The organism is Mucilaginibacter sp. (assembly GCF_025362475.1).
Taxonomy (GTDB): Bacteria; Bacteroidota; Bacteroidia; order Sphingobacteriales; family Sphingobacteriaceae; genus Mucilaginibacter.
Window position 1 is genome coordinate 1 of record NZ_JANYGH010000070.1, and the last position, 17,459, is coordinate 17,459.

Sequence of the window (17,459 nt, forward strand, 5' to 3'; positions counted from 1 at the left end):
ATTTACTGTCTTCACCGTATTCTTCACCACCTTCCATATTGATGTGTTTCCAAAATGCTTTTTGTTTAAACATCCATTGGTGAATTTTTCCTGAAACGCCGCCCATTGGGTTTTCTGGGCTCCTGTTATCGCCTGCGAAAAAGCCGTCAAGTGATATTCCGCTGTCAAAGATAATTTTGCTCATATTTTTATTTATTGTTCGTCAAGTTAATTTTTGTCCGTTGGTTTTGTTGGCACTGTAGCCCTGCACTTACCGCTAACTCAATTATTTTAAATACCGGAGCACAACAATCCCCGACTTAAAAACCATCGACTCAACCAATTTTAATTGTAATTTCTCTTGAAGGTTGATGCCTTCAAACCACCGTCTGCCTTCTCCAATAACTATCGGGTGAACCACAAAATGATATTCATCAATCAGTCCAAGTTCTGCAAGTTGCAAAGGAATGGTTACACCACCGGTTAAAATATTTTTGCCCTGTTCCTGTTTCAGCTTAACTACTTCGTCATGAAGACTTGTGCGTACAATTTTCGTTTTGTTTCCTCCAGGGCTGCTCAATGACTGTGAGAAAACAACAATTTTGTTGACGGCGTCAAATGCCTGGGCAAATTCGATATCTGCTTTGCTATCCCCGGAAGCATTTTTTGCAACATCGGGCCAGTAAGGAACCATCAATTGATAAGTTTTACGCCCGTAAAGAAATGTATCAGCATCCCGCGTGAGCTGAATAAAATACGCCATCGTTTCTTCATCGGGATAGAATTTGGTATGGTCGCAGCAACCGTCTAAGGTTATGTTGATTGCGTAAATTACATTTCTCATTTAATTGGTTTTGATTTTTATAATCTGGTTTCCGTAAAGGCCAAAAATAAAATACTGCGTATATCGTGGTGAGGGCAATTCGCGACAAAAAAAGGGCGTTTATGCCAAAAGTGCCATCGTCCCATCTAAAACGATAAAAACAGTATCATCAAAAGAGAAAAATTACAATAGGGTCACCAAATTTAAGATATAGTTGAGAAAAATATCAAATATAGGTGTAAGCGAACGATCAAATATCTAAATAAACTGTATCCTCATCATCTATGTAATAGTTTACATTTTCTTTGGTAACTATATCCAGTGGAAGATATTTGATAATAGGAACTTCTTTTTTAAATACCAGGTGATCGGTTAACTGGTAAATGCCCCAGTAGCCCTGCCCTTTAGGGTTTTGATTTATCAAAAAGCTAATTGCTCCTTTATTCAGAAAATACAAATTTTGAGGCAGTAAATCATATCCTATTATTTTGATATGCTTTATGTGACGCTGCTCCAGGTGCTTTGCAATTTCATGGGCTTTAGATGTGGTTACAAAAACACTGGCTATATCAGGTGTGCTATCAATAATGGCATCCAGCTGCGTTATAAACAAGGCGGCATTTGCCCTATTTAATTCAATCCGTAAAATATTGTACTGGTGCTCCAGGCTGTTTTGCGAAAAATAATTACGAAATCCTTGTTCTTTTTTTAAAAGGTGGGCAGCATTACTTATTTCTTCATCTATATGCGCAATCAAGATTGAACAAGGATCTGGCTGGCCGTAGTGAATAAGTTTGCCAGCCAAGAAACCACTCTGGTAAGAGTCCTGACCAATATAGCTCAATGGCTCACACTCGGCAATTTGGGTATTAAACAATACAAATGGGATTTCGGCCGCTTTCCATTTTTCAAAAAACGGCAGCGTTTCCCGATAAAATATAGGCGATAAAATTATACCATCCGGTTTATCATTGGTTAACTGATTGGCATTTGCTATAAAAGATTCTACATTGTAAGGGTCAAATACATATTGCTGAACAACAATGCCATATTGCTTCAAATCTTTCTCTGCCTTTTCAATTCCTGCTTTGGGAGCGTACCAGTAAGAATCACTTTTATGATCGGGTATTAAAGCGGCAATTTGATATATTTTATTGGATCCCAACGCCCTTGCCATAAGGTTGGGCTCATAATCCATCTCTTCAATAATCTTCAGTATTTTCTCTTCTACTTTTTTTGATACCCGCCCCCGCTTATGCAGTACCCTATCAACTGTACCTGTTGAAACCTTTGCTTTTTCGGCAATATCCTTAATGCGTACAATTTTGTTCTTCATATTAAACCTTCATGTAAAAAAGATAGCAAATGTAATTTAATATAGTTTTATCACATTACTATTGCTATAATTTAGCTGCGGCTTAGCGTTTTCAGTAATATGTAACCGGAAGTAGAATACCATTTACAATACAGACTAAACTCTTGATTATTGGGAAAAACAATCAAGAGTCTGGTCTTTATAAACGAAAGCGGAGCCGCTATTTTTTGAGATAAGGAACCAAAGCAATTGCCAGTTTTTGATAACCGGTCTCATTAGGGTGCAAGCCATCGCCGAAAAGAGATTCATCAATGTTTCCGGCACTATCAAGCAATAACTTTCCCGGGTTAATAAAACGAACCCGTATCTGAGTTGCCAATTTAGAAATGGCTTTATTAAGTACTTCTATCCGTTTTTCCTGGGCTCTTCTCGGTAGCAAACCCGACAAAAGAATTTCAGTTTTGGGCTGGCGCACTTTTACCGCCTGTACCAGTAATTTTAATCCATCTATTATTTCCTGGTCGCTATTACCAGACAGGTTATTGGTGCCTATCATAACCATCACCTTATCTGCATTAAAGCCATCTATTTCTTCATGGTATACGCGCCATAACACATTCTCTACCTGGTCCCATCCAAAACCGAAGTTTTTTACCCCTAATGGCTCCAGGTAGTTATTCCATGAGTTGGCCCCCCTTGCTAAAGGAGCCTTTGGTATGCCACCCCAATAATTAAGAATAGAGTTACCAAGGAATACAATTTTTGGCGAATCTGTTTTAATAAGCGTTAGTATTTCACTATGCCTGTTTCGCCAATCATAGTAACCATCTCTGCTTTGTACAACCGGTACAGTGGTTGAATACTTCCCTGTTGGCTCATTAATAATGATGCGTATAGTTTTCTCATAAGCGATGGCATATTTTTGCATCCCAACATCATTGGGATGCAAACCATCAACCGTTGAATTAATATCAAATCCAATTTCCTTATTGGTTAATAAATAAACGCTTTTTGTTCCTGCAGCAATCAGCTTTGAATAAGTAAGACCAAGCACTTTATTAACACGGTTATAACCAGCAGTCCTGCCGGTATCTAACATACCATCTACGTTTCCCTCACTATGCTCCACAAGCAGTATGGGCACCAGCGGATGCGTCTCTTTTAAACTTTGTACTGATGCTAATAAACGTTTTTCTATTTCCTGATCAGAGAAGCTTATTAAGTTGGGCATACAATCAAGCACATATATTTTCGCGTCAATCTCTGCCATCAGGTCTATAACCGATTTTTCAAGCAGCCCCGTGCCTGAAAAGCCAAGATTCACCAGCGGACGGTCAAGAGCGCGTTGTAAAATGGCGGTCCATGCTAAACCGGGTCTTGATGCGCAGCCACCCTGTGCAATGGATGTTCCGTACACAAGCACAGGTTTTTCTTTAGATAAAGGCATGAAATTAAATATATTGCCATCGGGAACACCTATTTCAAGCCAGGACACTGAATTATATAGCGGCAAAAACAGCCTGTATTCATAGCTCCGTCCCGGAAAAGCGGCACTCACTTGTATGTTTGAAAAACGATAGGTAATGGTATCCTTAAATGAAAAACTACCGGGAGCCAGGCACCATTTTCCATTAGGATCAAGCGCATAAAGATCCAGGCCGCTTACTCCCGTGGCAGGCATATGCGACATTGCAAAATCACCCTTTACCTTATAACGGATAACCAGGTTGGGCGCATCTGTTTTAAATTTGATATATAAGCCGGCACTGCTGTGCGAAATGTTCCACACATTGGGATTTAACCCCTTTTGGGCACGTGCCGGAAACCTATCATAAGCGACTGTAGTTTCCGTTGGCCATGCTTGCCCTTCTATAACCGGGAAGCCCGCTTTGGCAGGGTCAAGCCATTTATACGTTACTGTTGTTTGCGAAAAGGATGCAGTACAAAAAAAGCAAAAGAATAATAAAATCAGTATTGATATCCGTTTCATTAGTAATTTATTTAAAGGCAATATTGCTATAATACGGGAGCCCGTCAGCATATGTTTGCGCACACATATATTTAAATTAGCCGCTACTTCACAATGCACATTGGCTGATAAATAAATCATTAATGAGCAGGCCTTGCGTTCAGCACCATCACTTCAAACGGCTCAAGTGTAACCGTATAAGCATCCCCTGTAAATAAAGGGGCCGTCAATTCCTTACCGCTAAGTTTAGCATTATAAAAAAGATAAGTGGATTTGCTATTTAATGGCAAATCAAAAACTTTACGCGTATCAACCCGGAAGGTTTTTGTTTTATTTGACGGGTTTCTTAAAGTAAGAATAGCTTTTTTGGGCGACCATGAAGCAAACCCATAAACATCCCCTTTTGATGGGCTGCCACCCACCCAATGCGTATCGGGCATGATGTCTGCATTTTCACGCGACCATTTTATGGCAGCGGCCAGGCAATTCCAATTGGCCGTGTTTAATTTATGCGGATTGATATACAATTCCTGCAAACTTGTCCCCGATCCAAAGAACGACCATATTTCGTCGGCAATGTCTTTATCATTCATATCAAACTTGGCAGGTGCGCCATTGTCTGCAATACAAACACCATGATACATCAGCGAACTTAAAGGATAAAGGTAGGCACGTTGAACAATATTTTTATATACTTCGCCATCACGGTAATTAAGCCATTGTTGCCTGTTATTTCCCTGCCCTTCTGTATTTGTATCCCAGCCATTTCTCCAGATCACATCGCCATATTTTAGCCAGAAAGGTGAAGGCCAGGTGCCTATAGTCATGCTAAAATAAAGATCTGGCTTTACCCCACGCAGGGTTGATACCAGGTTCAACAGCGATTCCATATCTGTCTGATACTCGGGCGTAGCACCCGTTGATTGATCCCCTGCCCCTACACCATCAAATTTAAACATCGAAATACCGTATTTGGTAACAAAGTTTGCGGCGGCATCTTTAAACCTGTTTGAATAAACCGCGCCTGAAAGCGAAAACCCGTGCGAATTTGTTTCAAATGGAGGGTTTTGTTTTCGCCCATATTGCAGCCTTTGTTCCTTGGCCTGCTCATATCCACCCCATGGCGACATCCATACACCTAATGATGCATTATATTTATTGGCCAGCGTTTTAATATTATCAAAGCCGGCAGGGAAATTTGTTTTACTTATCTGCCACAATGTTTGGTTATCATCCCAGCCATCATCAAACAAAAACGCGTTTAAGGTAATGTGGCGTTTTATAGTGAGGCTGTCTGCAAAGGTTTGAATACGGTCAAGACAGCCTGCTTCAGTTAGTTTACGATCGGCCCATGATAAATCATACCAGGAATTATAATGCAGCATTTGCCGGTACGGTACTGCCCTTTCCCGTTCCAGGTAATAAAGAAATCCCCTGCGTAACTGGCCCTCCGGCGCAATGCCCCAAACTGTAGATGCCTTTAAATCCATGGCTGGTTCCTGCCGTTCAATATAGTTATTTACCCCACCATCCTTAGCTTCATATTTACTTATAGGGCTTTCGAGCGCGAAAAAGAAATCTCCCGATACTATTGGCGATCCATCAACAACACCCGATGGTATCATCTCCGCTCCCCCAGGAAACTTTATAAGTTTTAATTTCCGGATCTTCAAAGAATCAGTAACACTATTAAAGAAAAAAACCTGCCTGATATAATTGGAGTTATCTTTTAAAATGGCTTCCCACTTTACCCGAATACCATATTTTACATTCAAAAACTCAGCTGTAATTTCTTTCCCATTTTCTTTTTCCGAAAGTTTGGCCGCTGCCTTGCTTCCCTTTATTTGAACAATTTTCAGCGGTGCACTCAATTCAAAATCAGCAGAATTAATTACCGCGCCCTCCTTTAGCTCCAGTTCGAACATTGGAGCTCCTTTTAAAGAAACCTGTTTATGCTGCGCAACAAATTCGTTTATCGTAATTGTTTTTTTACCGGTAAGCCATTTTACAGACAGGCAATTGTTTTTTAAAATTACAGATCCCTTGTCCGCATACGCTGCCGCCTGGCCAGGCTTTACTTCTGCAAGAAAAATATTTTGAGCCCTGGAAACACTTGCCAGGCTGAGACAAATTAAAAACAACAGTTTTTTTAGCATGTTTAGTAAATTATAAGGAAAAAATAGTGGACAATCATTTTGCGTGTGCGCACACAAATATATGAGATAATTTATCACTGAAAAACAGCCCCATAGCTATTTACCTCTTAAACAAACAAAACGGACGAAGATTACCTGTTTACGTGATAAAACAATCGTTTGCGTCATTTTTCGGCGAAGGGCACAGTATTGGGATGCCATTGACCACTTACTTCGAAATTTCAGAAAAGTAATGATGTCAAACTTTCACAATCCTATATCTAAATTACCGGGAATACAAAAAACCCGACACATATCCGTATCGGGCTTTTTGTTCTTATATTCTACTCCGGCGCTGAGTGCAAATCCCGGTGAAGTATGGATACCTTGAATTTATATTACACTCTTACCGCTGATTTTCAGGTATTGCAATCCATTCGGCGTATTTTGTTTTGCCCAGGGAAACAGCGGCTTCCGGCACTAAAGTATCAGCGGTAAGTGGAGCTCCTGAATACAAAGCATCGATATCGGCTGTTACCTCGTAGTTTTTATGAGTTGCCTGCAAATATTGCTTCACCCATGCTGTCATGTCGAATTTTTCAGGTCCGCCTATTTCCAGGGTTTTATTGACAGGTTTTTCTAATGCTGTTTCGGCCATAAAAGATGCCACATCTTTGCTGGCGATAGGTTGAATGTTGGCAGCGGGTACTATTACCTTTCCATCGGCCATGCTCATTTGAACAATGCCTCCCGCAAATTCAAAGAACTGTGTAGCATGAACGATGGTGTAAGGAATACCAGATGCCTTAATCATTTCTTCCTGCACTTGCTTTGCGCGGAAATAACCGCTGGCTAATAATTTTTGAGTCCCTACTACTGATAAGGCAACATGATGCTGCACCCCTGCTGCTTTTTCTGCCGGTAATAGATTTTCGTTAGCAGTTTTGAAAAAGTTCATCACAGCATTATCTTCAAAGGAAGGTGAGTTGGATACATCCACCACTACATGCGCGCCTTGCAGCACTTCAGCCAAACCTTCGCCGGTAAGTGTATTAACACCGTTGTTGGGTGAAGCGGCAATTACTTCGTGCCCGGTTTGCTGTAATTGATTTACCACCTGGCTACCAATGAGGCCGGTACCGCCGATAACTACTATTTTCATGATCTGTAATATTTTAAGGTTAATTGTATAATACAAAGATGAACATAGCCGGCCCGGGAAAACTTAAGCTGGTTTAAGAAATATACATGTCCTGGTAGGTCTTCAATATCTCCAACGAAACACCCATGTAGCTGGCAAAAACAGGATCAGGAATTCTTTGAATTAATTCAGGATAGGTATTCCTGAAATGGAAATAGAAATCTTTTTTAGTCACAGTAGCAAATGTCTTTTGTTTAAATAAGGCCGCTCCATAAGCCCGCTCATGAATTTTATTGAAATATAATGCCAGTAAGGGGAATTGTAACAGTAGTGTTTCGTAGTTTTTCCTGCTCATGCAGGTAATTTCAGAATCTTCCATCGCTGCAATTGAATAAACAGCAGGTTTACCATCTGGGAAACTCTTATAGTCTGTTATCCACCAGTTTTCCAATGCAAAATGTACAACCTGCCTTTCATCGTTATTTTCATAAAACAAGTACAGGCAACCTTTATTAACAAAGTAAATAGTATCGCAAATTTCATTTTCGCTCAAAAGCAATTCCTCCTTTTTTATCAGTTTTGTTTGCAGGAACGGTGCTATTTTCTCCTGCTCTACGGTAAAACCGGGAACGAGCTGTTGAATGTGATTATATAGTTGGTCGGTCATGAATTGATTTTCGCTTTTATTCTATTTTTTCGTAATTCGCTCAGATATTCAGGTGTAAAGCCTAAAAATGAGGCCAGTACCTTCTGCGGTATCCGCTGAAGAAATTCCGTATACTTTGATTGAAACAGTTCATAAAATTCATCCTTGGGCATTCTTGAAATCATCTGGATACGAAGCAATGACGCTGCATATGCCCGCTCGTATACTAAACGAAAATAGCTTTCGATGACTGGAAATTTTGCCAGGATCAATTCATAATTTGAGGCAGTAATGGCCAACACCTCCGTTGCTTCCAGTGCCTGGATTGTATAGGCCGATTTCCGCCCGGACCGAAAAGCATTCAGATCGGTCATCCACCAGTTTTCTAATGCCAGCTGCATAGTTTGTTCCACACCATTATGATCTGTAAAAAACAAACGAAGACACCCTTTTACCACAAAAAAATACATCAAACAACGCTTGTCTTCTTCCTGTAAAATGCCCTTTTTCTTAAACGTCTTTGTTTCAAAAAAGGGCAATATAGAGTCACCCTCTATTTGGTGGTTTGAAGTAACTTTTTGAATATGTTGTATGAGCGGATGCATTTCTTTATGGAAAGAATACCAAAGTATAAAAAAAGGCCGAAGAATCCCAAGGATTGGGTGAAAGCTAATGATTTTAAGCAGGATGATTAAACCTCCCGTAATATTCAAAGCCTTTTAACTGCGTTCAGCAATCAAATACCGAACTGTTGTTCCTGCTTTACAGGCATAGCATTACCCTCATTTTTTGATCAATTTACCCGGCCGGCAGTTATGACCAGGGTAACAAAGGATGGAAGGAAATTTTTTAACTGGCGCGTGGCCATTAATGATTTCAGAAGGAATGATAAATTATCGAACCTGATAATTTTTATGACTCAGACCTACAGTAAAACCACCTGCCCGGTTTTTACAGATTCGTCGCAGGCAAAGGCAATTTTTAAGCTGTTCACCGCGTCTTCTGTGGCCGCGGTAAGATCAAGGTCTTCCCGAATCGCCTTCAGAAAAAAGAGTTGTTCCCGGTTGCAAAGTTCCTGGTGACCGGGTTCATCCTTAAGGTCAAGGTATTCGTCTGGCCTGGCAAATTCATCCTGTTGATCCAAATCCGCATAATGAACTTTGATACTCTCCGTTTTAGTATGCGAATCTATCGAATCAGATTTTCCGCTGGCTGATGCCTCCCTGGCAACAATGGATACTGCACCCTTTGGCCCAAAAACGTCTTTAATAAAAAAGGCCGTTTCGCTCACCATTGGCCCCCACCCTGCTTCGTACCAGCCCACAGAGCCATCCTCAAAGCGGATTTGAAGTTGTCCATAGTTATAATTCCATTCAGGAATATCATCTGTAAGCCTGGCACCTATGGCATAAACCTGCGTAGGTTTAGACCGGGTCATCTGGCACATCACATCTATGTAATGCACCGCACAATCCACTATCGGACTTAAGCTCTTCATCAGGTTACGGTGTACAGTCCACTTAGGGCCATGGCTTTGCTGGTTCAAATTCATCCGCATTACCAGTGGTTTCCCCATTTGTCGGGAAAGTTCTATAAACTTAACCCACGACGGATGATAACGCAGAATATACCCTACAACCAGCTTCTTGCCTGCTTTTTTTGCAGCCTCAGCCATACGCTCTGCACCTTGTACGGTATCTGCCAAAGGCTTTTCTATAAATACATGACAACCGCTCTCCAATGCCTTCACAGCAAATACCTCATGTGTATCAGGATAAGTAGAAATGCAAACCGCATCAGGCCTGGTCGCTTCAAGTGCTTCAAAAAAATCGCTGAACAGGGGGTATCCTCCGCCCAGCTTCTCATTCAAAACTACCTTGCTGTTACCTACGGATACGAGACCAACAATCTCAAATCCATCAAGGTTATGATAAGCCTGGGCATGAGAAGCCCCCATATTACCGCAGCCAACTACAAGTACACGTAAGTTTTTAGTAATTAATGCCATAAAGCTAATTTATGAAATTGAAACACAAATGTGAGCGCCGTTTCTATTCGCAAAATAACAAATTCCTTGGTGGCAGAGTATACTGCCATAGTAAATACTCCGTTTTGCGTAATTTTCTGTGTTGGTTCCTAATATTTTGTGGTTCGGGTTATTTAATAGTTAAATCTAATATTATCAAAACCAGTTCACATCCCAAAAATCAAAAAATGCAAAAAATAGCTGAATTACAATAAAAATACTTTAACCTCATTGTTCCGGCATTTATCGCATTAGTTCTTTTAACCCCCAATTGAAATCATTCAGAACCGATTTTGCCCGCTTCGTATCAAAATCGATATTAACATTCTATCTATTAGGTATCTTTACTTTGATGGAAGAAAATTTACCCGTTAAACGTTTAAATCGCCTCACCTGGTTACTGTCGGTAATCATAGGTATTGTCTTCTATCTTGTTATTTCTCATCATGATACCGATATCCATATATATCCGTATACCTTGTTAACCATGTCGGGGATACTAATGGTGGGTTATGCCAATGTTGGCATTATGCTTATTTTGGCAACCCGGTGTTCGTTCAGATCAAAGAAATTTTCGTTATACCGACGGCTGTTAACCTATCCTGCAAGTGTTATAATTTATCTGCTGTTATGGCCGCTGTTTGCTTACCTGGCAAATGATAAATGGTCATTCCGGGATGTTGGCTTATTCTTTGCCTTCGTTGGATCGGGCATTGTGATCAATACCATGATGATTATTTTGCACAATTCTGTGTTGTTATATGAAGATAAATTACACAGCGAACTGGAGCTTTCCAGGTTAAAAGCGGCAAATGCAGAAGCGATGAATCTGGTTTTAAAGCAACAGATTCAACCGCATTTTCTCTTCAACGCCCTAAATACGCTTAAGGCACTTTATCATAAAGACACGCAAGCTGCCGATACTTATATTGTGCATATGGCCAATTTTTTAAGGGCATCAATCTTTCACCATACCTCCAATATATCAAAACTGGAGGATGAGGTAAAGCTATTATACGATTACCTCGAAATGCAACGCATCAGGTTTGGCACAGCGCTGGACTGCACGATAACATTGCCGGAGGAAACATTAAAAAATTACTGCCTGCCCTCGTTTTCCCTGCAACCATTGTTGGAGAACGCTATTAAGCATAATAATTTTACCCAGGAAGATCCGCTGAAGGTAACTATCAGCCAAAAGGATGACTGGCTGGTTATCACCAATAATATACATAAGAAAAAAATAAAGGTAGCATCAACCAATTATGGGCTTGCCAATCTTGCAGAAAGGTACCGTCTCTGGTCAGGAGATGAAATTATGATCAGGGAGGAAGAAAACTCGTTTTCTGTAAGTATTAAATTGTTAAAAAAATGAATATAGTAATCATTGAGGATGAAGTAGTGGTTGCAGAAGACCTCGAATTAAATATCAGGAAATTGATAGATGAGCCCGTTGATATTGTACAGCTCAAATCTGTAAAGGAGGGGATTGCCTGGTTCAAAAAAAACGATGCCCCTGATCTCGTCTTCAGTGATATCCAACTGGGTGACGGACTTAGTTTCGAGATCTTTATTGCCGAATCTGTTGCTGTCCCGGTCATTTTTTGTACTGCTTATGACGAATATGCCTTAGACGCCTTCAAAGCCAATGGGATTGACTATATCCTGAAGCCATTTACACAGCAAACCCTGAATAGCGCACTTCAAAAGTATAAACAGTTAAAAAAGATATTCTCTACAGATCAAAATCCGCAGTTTGATGCGCTGATGCAAATGCTGACCGGTAAGGACACACAAAGGGCGGCATCGGTCCTGGTATATCACCAGGATAAGATCATCCCTGTAAAAATGGAAGATATCGCCCTGTTTTACCTCGAAAACGAGGTTACTCACCTGCTTACGTTCTCCGGAAAGTGCTATTTTCCCAATAAAAACCTCGACGAATTGGAAAAGCTGTCGGGCAGTTACTTTTTCAGAACCAACAGGCAATCCCTTATCTGCAGGAAAGCCATCACAGACGTATCCAGTTTCTTTTCCAGGAAACTTTCGTTAAACCTCAATGTTCCCTTCGGCGAAAAAATAATTGTAAGTAAGGGCAAAGCTTCGCAATTTTTAAACTGGCTCACAAAGGGATGATAGGTCCATTCTGAAGAAGTTTAAACAGGGAAATCGCTTTAAAAAAAGATGTCATGGAACTTGTTTCGGCATCCCACACAGCTTACAGCATGAAGTCGACCTGTTCCGTGGGATCCTGAAACAAGTTCAGGATGACTATCTCCCCCCCCCAAGTCGTGCCGAACTTGTTTCGGCATCCCACATGCAAGGTGTACATCATAAAATCGACCTGCCCCGTAGGATCCTGAAACAAGTTCAGGATGACTATCTACAAAGAACTCGATTTTCCGCTTCCGGCCCAACTTTGCCCGCTTCGGTTACTTTTTGCTATAATGCCGCTCCTTTACTGCGCACCTTTGATCTCAATGAATGGGCCAGCCCGCAGGCGGCACTCAAAAAAATTCATGCAAAAAAGAAAACTTATGAAAAAGCTACTATCAATGTTAGTCGTTTTGGTTGCGGTATCAACCAAGGGTTTCAGCCAAACAACGGCCGGGAATCAAAGTTTCGGTCAAAAACTAATGCAGAAATTAGAATTCGGCTTTACTGCAGGAGGTAATTACAGTAATTTTACCGGCGCTAATTTCCCAACAGATCCACTTCCCGGTTTCCACGCAGGCCTTACTGTGGCCTACAAGTTCACGGATAACTTTATGGTGCAGGAAGAATTTCTTTACTCCCTGCAAGGTGCCAAAGCTAAAGGCGGAACGCTTGGCACACAGGATATAAAACTTTCCTATGCCTCTGTCCCTATCCTTTTTAAATACCGTACTAATTCGGGCTTTTTTGTTGAGGCCGGCCCGCAGGCAGGTTTTAAAGTAAAGGAAGATGTTGGAGGAGTAACTGATGCCAAATTTGCTAAAAAAATTGATTTTGGGATGGCCGGAGGCCTTGGCTACCAGTCAAAAATTGGTTTGGGAATTGGTGCAAGATACGTTTACGGCTTGCAAAAAGTTCAGGAAATACCTTCTCCTATCCTGGGCGACTTTAAGAACAACAGCATCCAGGCCAGTATTTTCTACGTTTTTTAAACGCATCTTCTTAACCTTTTATCATTTCGAAAGATATAAAAAAGGTAGGGGCAATGTGCGATTCGTTCCTCGGGAAAGGGGCAATGCTATTAAGTTAATGAGTTTCTCCCCCAGCGGGGGAATAGCTTTGTAGCAAAAAGCAAAAATGAAGCTCCGTGCCAGAGGTACGGAACCTTAGGTAGCGCACCTCTGGCACGCAAAAGACAATTTATTTATGTTTTTCTACAAAGCTTTTGCTCCTCTGGAGCAGCCCATCAGTCTCTTAACTTAATAGCATTGGGGGGAAGGAGAAGGCAGGGGTTAAATCAGGCGTTCAAGTACCGTTGCAGATGGTATGTAGGCTAAAACCCACCCTGCCATTGTGCGTATTTCGGCCGCCCCCTCCAGTTGGGCTAATGGGTGTGCACATCTTTTTACTTCGACTTTATAATATAATTAACATTGCATTTGTCATATAATGCTGATTATTTAAGTTAAAGCCATGCTTTTATATGTACTCTACCCGTTGGTTGAAACCAACGGCAATGAAGAATTGAAAGCAAACAACGCTTTAATTCATTGCCGTCCCATTTATGGGACGGCAATGAATAGAGAGCCGGGTGGCTTTAGCCAAATCAGAGCCATGCTAACTTGCGTACACACAGTTGTATGTTGAGGGAATTAAAAAAAACTTCCGAACACCTATGGAGGAAGCTTAAACAAAAAAACACAGATAGCTTACTTATAAACAGTAAGCTATCTGTGTTTGAATTAAATACCTGCATTATAGCGTAAACCTATTTCGCTGCAAGTACTACCAGAAAAATCTTTTACAATTTTGCTAAACCTATCCGCATTTTGAAGAACCACAATCTTTACAGGTTAAACACCCTTCCTGGTATTGCAGGTTGGTGGAATTGCAATTCTGGCACTGTTGCTTTTTTGCCTCAGTACCGTCCGGTACAAACTTTTTAAGTGCACGCGCAACTCCATTTTTCCATGTATTGATAGATTCATCAAGCTGAAGGCTATTGATCAGTTCAACTACCTTTTCAATGGGCATACCGTGCCTTAATGTGCTCGAAATTAATTTGGCGTAGTTCCAGTACTCCGGATTGAACTTGTATGATAAACCTTCTATCGTTGTTTTATGCCCGCGTTTATTCTTATATTGAAAGTCATAACGCGATCCCCCGTCTGCTTCACGGCTCTTGATAATAAGGCCATCATTAACCCATCTCGGAATCAGGATCCCATCCTCATCATCGGCAAAACCAGTAAAAATTTCATAAGGTTTGCCTTCAATTAATCCAATAAAAGCGATCCACTTGTCTTTACTATTTTGAAAGCGAACAATTTCGGCCTCCAACACATGTGGCCTGGTTGTTGGGAATACCAGCGGCGCTCCCTGCTCCGCCGCAGGTTTAGATTCGGTATTTGCAATCAGCACTCCCGAACGTGATCCATCACGGTATACGGTTACGCCTTTGCAGCCTGCTTTCCAGGCGGCCATGTACAATTGCCCAACAACCTCTTCTGTTACCTCCGCAGGCATATTGATAGTTACACTAATAGAGTGATCAATCCATTTTTGGATCGCTCCCTGCATCTGCACCTTTTTAAGATAATCTACATCATTTGAGGTTGATTTATAATAAGGTGATTGTACAACCAGGTCATCCAGTTCTTTTTGTGAATAATTTTTTGTTAAATCATGACCATTCACTTCCATCCATTGCTTAAAGCGATGATGAAAAACCACATACTCTTCCCATGAGTCGCCTATCTCATCAACAAAATCAACACGTGCGTCCTTATCATTGGGGTTAACTTTTCTTCTCCTTTTATAAACAGGCATAAATACAGGTTCAATTCCTGAACTTGTTTGCGACATCAAACTTGTTGTGCCGGTTGGCGCTATAGTTAGTAAAGCAATATTCCGCCTTCCATGCTCCAGCATTTCATAATAAAGCTGCGCATCTGCTTCCTTTAAGCGCAGCATAAAAGGATTATTTTTTTCGCGATCGGCATCAAATATTGCAAAAGCACCTCTTTCTTTCGCGGCTGTTACAGACGCCCGGTAAGCCTCAATGGCAATAGTTTTGTGAATCTCTACCGCAAATGCCGATCCCTCATCGCTACCATAGCGTAAACCCATCGCGGCAAGCATATCACCCTCGGCAGTAATACCAATACCTGTCCTTCGGCCTTCGTTAGCCTTTGTCTGAATGTTTATCCATAAATTCTTTTCGGTCCGTTTCAATTCTTCCTCTTCAGGATCCTCGGCTATCTTTTGCAGGATAGCATCAATTTTTTCAAGCTCCAGGTCGATAATATCATCCATCATGCGCTGGGCCGAATGGATGTGTTTCTTGAATAGCTCCCAATTAAAGCTTGCTTTGGCGGTGAAAGGGTCTACAACATAGCTGAACAGGTTAATGGCCAGCAGGCGGCAGGAATCATACGGACAAAGCGGTATCTCTCCACAAGGGTTGGTAGAAACCGTTTTATAACCCAGATCGGCATAACAGTCCGGCAGCGATTCACGGATAATCGTATCCCAAAACAAAATTCCAGGCTCGGCAGAGCGCCAGGCATTGTGTACAATTTTCTTCCAAAGTACGGTTGGGTCGATATCTTTCTTATAAAGCGGGGTTTTACTATCAACAGGATATTGTTGCTGATAAGATTGCCCGGCTTCCACGGCTTTCATAAACTCATCATCAATACGTACAGAAACATTGGCACCGGTCACTTTACCTTGTTCCAGTTTTGCATCTATAAAATCTTCCGAGTCGGGATGTTTTATGGCCACAGAAAGCATAAGCGCGCCCCTTCTTCCGTCCTGCGCAACTTCACGTGTAGAATTAGAAAAACGCTCCATAAAAGGAACTATACCGGTAGATGTAAGTGCAGAGTTTTTAACCGGCGAACCTTTTGGACGGATATGGGATAGATCATGCCCAACGCCACCACGTCTCTTCATGAGCTGTACCTGTTCCTGGTCTATTTTCATTATCCCTCCATACGAATCAGAATCACCTTCATTGCCAATTACAAAGCAATTGGAAAGGGATGCAATTTGATAAGGGTTTCCAATCCCTGTCATCGGGCTTCCCTGAGGAATAATGTATTTAAAGTTCCTGATCAGTTCAAAAATCTCATCTTCTGATAAAGGATTTGGATAACGTTGTTCAATTCGGGCAATTTCGGCCGCAATCCTATGGTGCATATCATCCGGGGTACCCTCATAAATATTTCCATAAGAATCTTTCAGGGCGTATTTATTCACCCAAACCCTTGCCGCCAAATCATCTCCTTTAAAATAATCAAGTGATTTTTGGTAGGCTTCATCAGTGGAATAAGTAGTTATAGTATTTGATTGATCTGCGATTTTCATAGTTAGAACTTTAGATGAGAACGAGCTTTAATTTGGGAGCAAAGTTACAATTTTGAAAACTTAGATTTTTTTATTTAAATACAAATTTCACATTTTATCATATAAAAACCTAATTTACAAACACATAGATTTTTTATACATGCAAATTGTTTACCAATATTTAAAATTTACTTATTAATTACATAAACCGAAATTTCACAGTACTATGAGTAAATTCTATATAAAGGGGTTTACAACATATTTAGGGGACTATTGCAACCAGGCCGTTAAACCGGTTATACAACCCGGTTTGTCTTCTTCTGTTTTCTTCTTTCAGGATTTATTGTTGTTAAAGAATTGTGCCCACCATGGGGATTTATGCTATACTTAGGGGCCTGATCTACGCTTCAAAACCTTCCTGGATTACACGAGGATCAAAGGAGTAACAACAGTATATTTCGCTCTCAGCTGAGGCCTGGGACAGATGCAAAACGCAAGTAGCGCTGTAAGCAGATTACCCCCCTTTCATTTACTGACTTTCCAAGGTGTTCGGGTCAACAGGATGCGGGTGTTCGGGGGTGTTCGGGCTGAGGTTTAGCAAAAATGTAAGTTGTTGGTTTATAGCAGGATCTGTTTTTAGGTGGGGATATAGCGAACAGTTAAGGCACTGAATGTTAATGCATTGACATTTTGAAAGTATCTGTTAATGTGGGTGCTTTGCGAATAGCGAACACCTGTCCTGGATGGAGAAATTATCCTAAACGCAAAAACCCCTCATCAGATAGATGAAGGGTTTCACGATTCAGCCTTTTGGGGCTTTTAAGATTGGGCACCGACCTACTCTCCCACGTTTTACCGCAGTACCATCGGCTCTGGCGGGCTTGACTTCTCTGTTCGGAATGGGAAGAGGTAGACACCGCC

General features: G+C 41.1%; 12 protein-coding genes, 1 rRNA gene and 1 pseudogene. 3 read left to right on the forward strand and 11 right to left on the reverse strand.

The features are described from left to right. The 9 genes and pseudogenes from Q0R88_RS24395 to Q0R88_RS24435 all read right to left on the reverse strand — a co-directional run. Window positions 1-184: pseudogene (locus Q0R88_RS24395) on the reverse strand (dihydrofolate reductase); the annotation flags it as partial. A gap of 81 nt (window positions 185-265) precedes the next feature. Beyond that, window positions 266-823 (reverse strand): dihydrofolate reductase family protein, encoded by a 558-nt coding sequence (locus Q0R88_RS24400; protein WP_295721038.1) that lies wholly within the window; start codon window positions 821-823, stop codon window positions 266-268. 229 nt (window positions 824-1,052) lie between these two features. Next, entirely contained in the window at window positions 1,053-2,138 is a 1,086-nt protein-coding gene (locus Q0R88_RS24405; protein ID WP_295721039.1) for a substrate-binding domain-containing protein, read from the reverse strand. A 199-nt stretch (window positions 2,139-2,337) separates the two neighbouring features. Continuing rightward, window positions 2,338-4,107 (reverse strand): SGNH/GDSL hydrolase family protein, encoded by a 1,770-nt coding sequence (locus Q0R88_RS24410; RefSeq protein WP_295721040.1) that lies wholly within the window; start codon window positions 4,105-4,107, stop codon window positions 2,338-2,340. A 119-nt stretch (window positions 4,108-4,226) separates the two neighbouring features. Next, entirely contained in the window at window positions 4,227-6,242 is a 2,016-nt protein-coding gene (locus Q0R88_RS24415; RefSeq protein WP_295721041.1) for a hypothetical protein, read from the reverse strand. Between the two features lie 385 nt (window positions 6,243-6,627). Then, complete coding sequence (locus Q0R88_RS24420; RefSeq protein ID WP_295721042.1) at window positions 6,628-7,383, reverse strand: SDR family oxidoreductase; 756 nt, start codon at window positions 7,381-7,383, stop codon at window positions 6,628-6,630. A gap of 73 nt (window positions 7,384-7,456) precedes the next feature. After that, window positions 7,457-8,029, reverse strand: a complete 573-nt coding sequence (locus Q0R88_RS24425) for a cyclic nucleotide-binding domain-containing protein (RefSeq protein WP_295721043.1) — start codon at window positions 8,027-8,029, stop codon at window positions 7,457-7,459. Then, window positions 8,026-8,613 carry a Crp/Fnr family transcriptional regulator gene (locus tag Q0R88_RS24430; protein ID WP_295721044.1) on the reverse strand — a complete coding sequence of 196 codons (588 nt, stop codon included), beginning with the start codon at window positions 8,611-8,613 and terminating at the stop codon, window positions 8,026-8,028. Before Q0R88_RS24430 ends, Q0R88_RS24425 begins: the two co-directional genes overlap by 4 nt. Window positions 8,614-8,933: 320 nt before the next feature. Continuing rightward, window positions 8,934-10,016 (reverse strand): Gfo/Idh/MocA family oxidoreductase, encoded by a 1,083-nt coding sequence (locus Q0R88_RS24435; RefSeq protein ID WP_295721045.1) that lies wholly within the window; start codon window positions 10,014-10,016, stop codon window positions 8,934-8,936. A gap of 289 nt (window positions 10,017-10,305) precedes the next feature. Between Q0R88_RS24435 and Q0R88_RS24440 the strand changes: the two genes are divergently transcribed. The 3 genes from Q0R88_RS24440 to Q0R88_RS24450 all read left to right on the forward strand — a co-directional run bounded on the left by Q0R88_RS24440 (window position 10,306) and on the right by Q0R88_RS24450 (window position 13,180). After that, the gene (locus tag Q0R88_RS24440; protein ID WP_295721046.1) at window positions 10,306-11,409 is read left to right on the forward strand and encodes a histidine kinase; all 1,104 of its coding nucleotides are present in this window, start codon (window positions 10,306-10,308) and stop codon (window positions 11,407-11,409) included. Beyond that, window positions 11,406-12,170: a LytTR family DNA-binding domain-containing protein gene (locus tag Q0R88_RS24445; RefSeq protein ID WP_295721047.1), complete on the forward strand. Its 765-nt coding sequence runs from the start codon at window positions 11,406-11,408 to the stop codon at window positions 12,168-12,170. Before Q0R88_RS24440 ends, Q0R88_RS24445 begins: the two co-directional genes overlap by 4 nt. Window positions 12,171-12,571: 401 nt before the next feature. Continuing rightward, on the forward strand, window positions 12,572-13,180 hold the full coding sequence (locus Q0R88_RS24450; RefSeq protein ID WP_295721048.1) for a porin family protein: 609 nt from the start codon (window positions 12,572-12,574) through the stop codon (window positions 13,178-13,180). Window positions 13,181-14,006: 826 nt separating this feature from the next. Here the strand turns inward: Q0R88_RS24450 and Q0R88_RS24455 are convergent. After that, the gene (locus tag Q0R88_RS24455; protein ID WP_295721049.1) at window positions 14,007-16,559 is read right to left on the reverse strand and encodes an adenosylcobalamin-dependent ribonucleoside-diphosphate reductase; all 2,553 of its coding nucleotides are present in this window, start codon (window positions 16,557-16,559) and stop codon (window positions 14,007-14,009) included. 803 nt (window positions 16,560-17,362) lie between these two features. Then, window positions 17,363-17,459 (reverse strand): 5S ribosomal RNA (gene rrf / locus Q0R88_RS24460); the annotation flags it as partial.

Excerpts from the sequence above, each read along its gene's own strand:
- Q0R88_RS24400 (WP_295721038.1), bottom strand. The coding sequence starts at position 823 with ATGAGAAATGTAATTTACGCAATCAACATAACCTTAGACGGTTGCTGC.
- Q0R88_RS24405 (WP_295721039.1), bottom strand. The coding sequence starts at position 2,138 with ATGAAGAACAAAATTGTACGCATTAAGGATATTGCCGAAAAAGCAAAG.
- Q0R88_RS24410 (WP_295721040.1), bottom strand. The coding sequence starts at position 4,107 with ATGAAACGGATATCAATACTGATTTTATTATTCTTTTGCTTTTTTTGT.
- Q0R88_RS24415 (WP_295721041.1), bottom strand. The coding sequence starts at position 6,242 with ATGCTAAAAAAACTGTTGTTTTTAATTTGTCTCAGCCTGGCAAGTGTT.
- Q0R88_RS24420 (WP_295721042.1), bottom strand. The coding sequence starts at position 7,383 with ATGAAAATAGTAGTTATCGGCGGTACCGGCCTCATTGGTAGCCAGGTG.
- Q0R88_RS24425 (WP_295721043.1), bottom strand. The coding sequence starts at position 8,029 with ATGACCGACCAACTATATAATCACATTCAACAGCTCGTTCCCGGTTTT.
- Q0R88_RS24430 (WP_295721044.1), bottom strand. The coding sequence starts at position 8,613 with ATGCATCCGCTCATACAACATATTCAAAAAGTTACTTCAAACCACCAA.
- Q0R88_RS24435 (WP_295721045.1), bottom strand. The coding sequence starts at position 10,016 with ATGGCATTAATTACTAAAAACTTACGTGTACTTGTAGTTGGCTGCGGT.
- Q0R88_RS24445 (WP_295721047.1), top strand. The coding sequence starts at position 11,406 with ATGAATATAGTAATCATTGAGGATGAAGTAGTGGTTGCAGAAGACCTC.
- Q0R88_RS24450 (WP_295721048.1), top strand. The coding sequence starts at position 12,572 with ATGAAAAAGCTACTATCAATGTTAGTCGTTTTGGTTGCGGTATCAACC.
- Q0R88_RS24455 (WP_295721049.1), bottom strand. The coding sequence starts at position 16,559 with ATGAAAATCGCAGATCAATCAAATACTATAACTACTTATTCCACTGAT.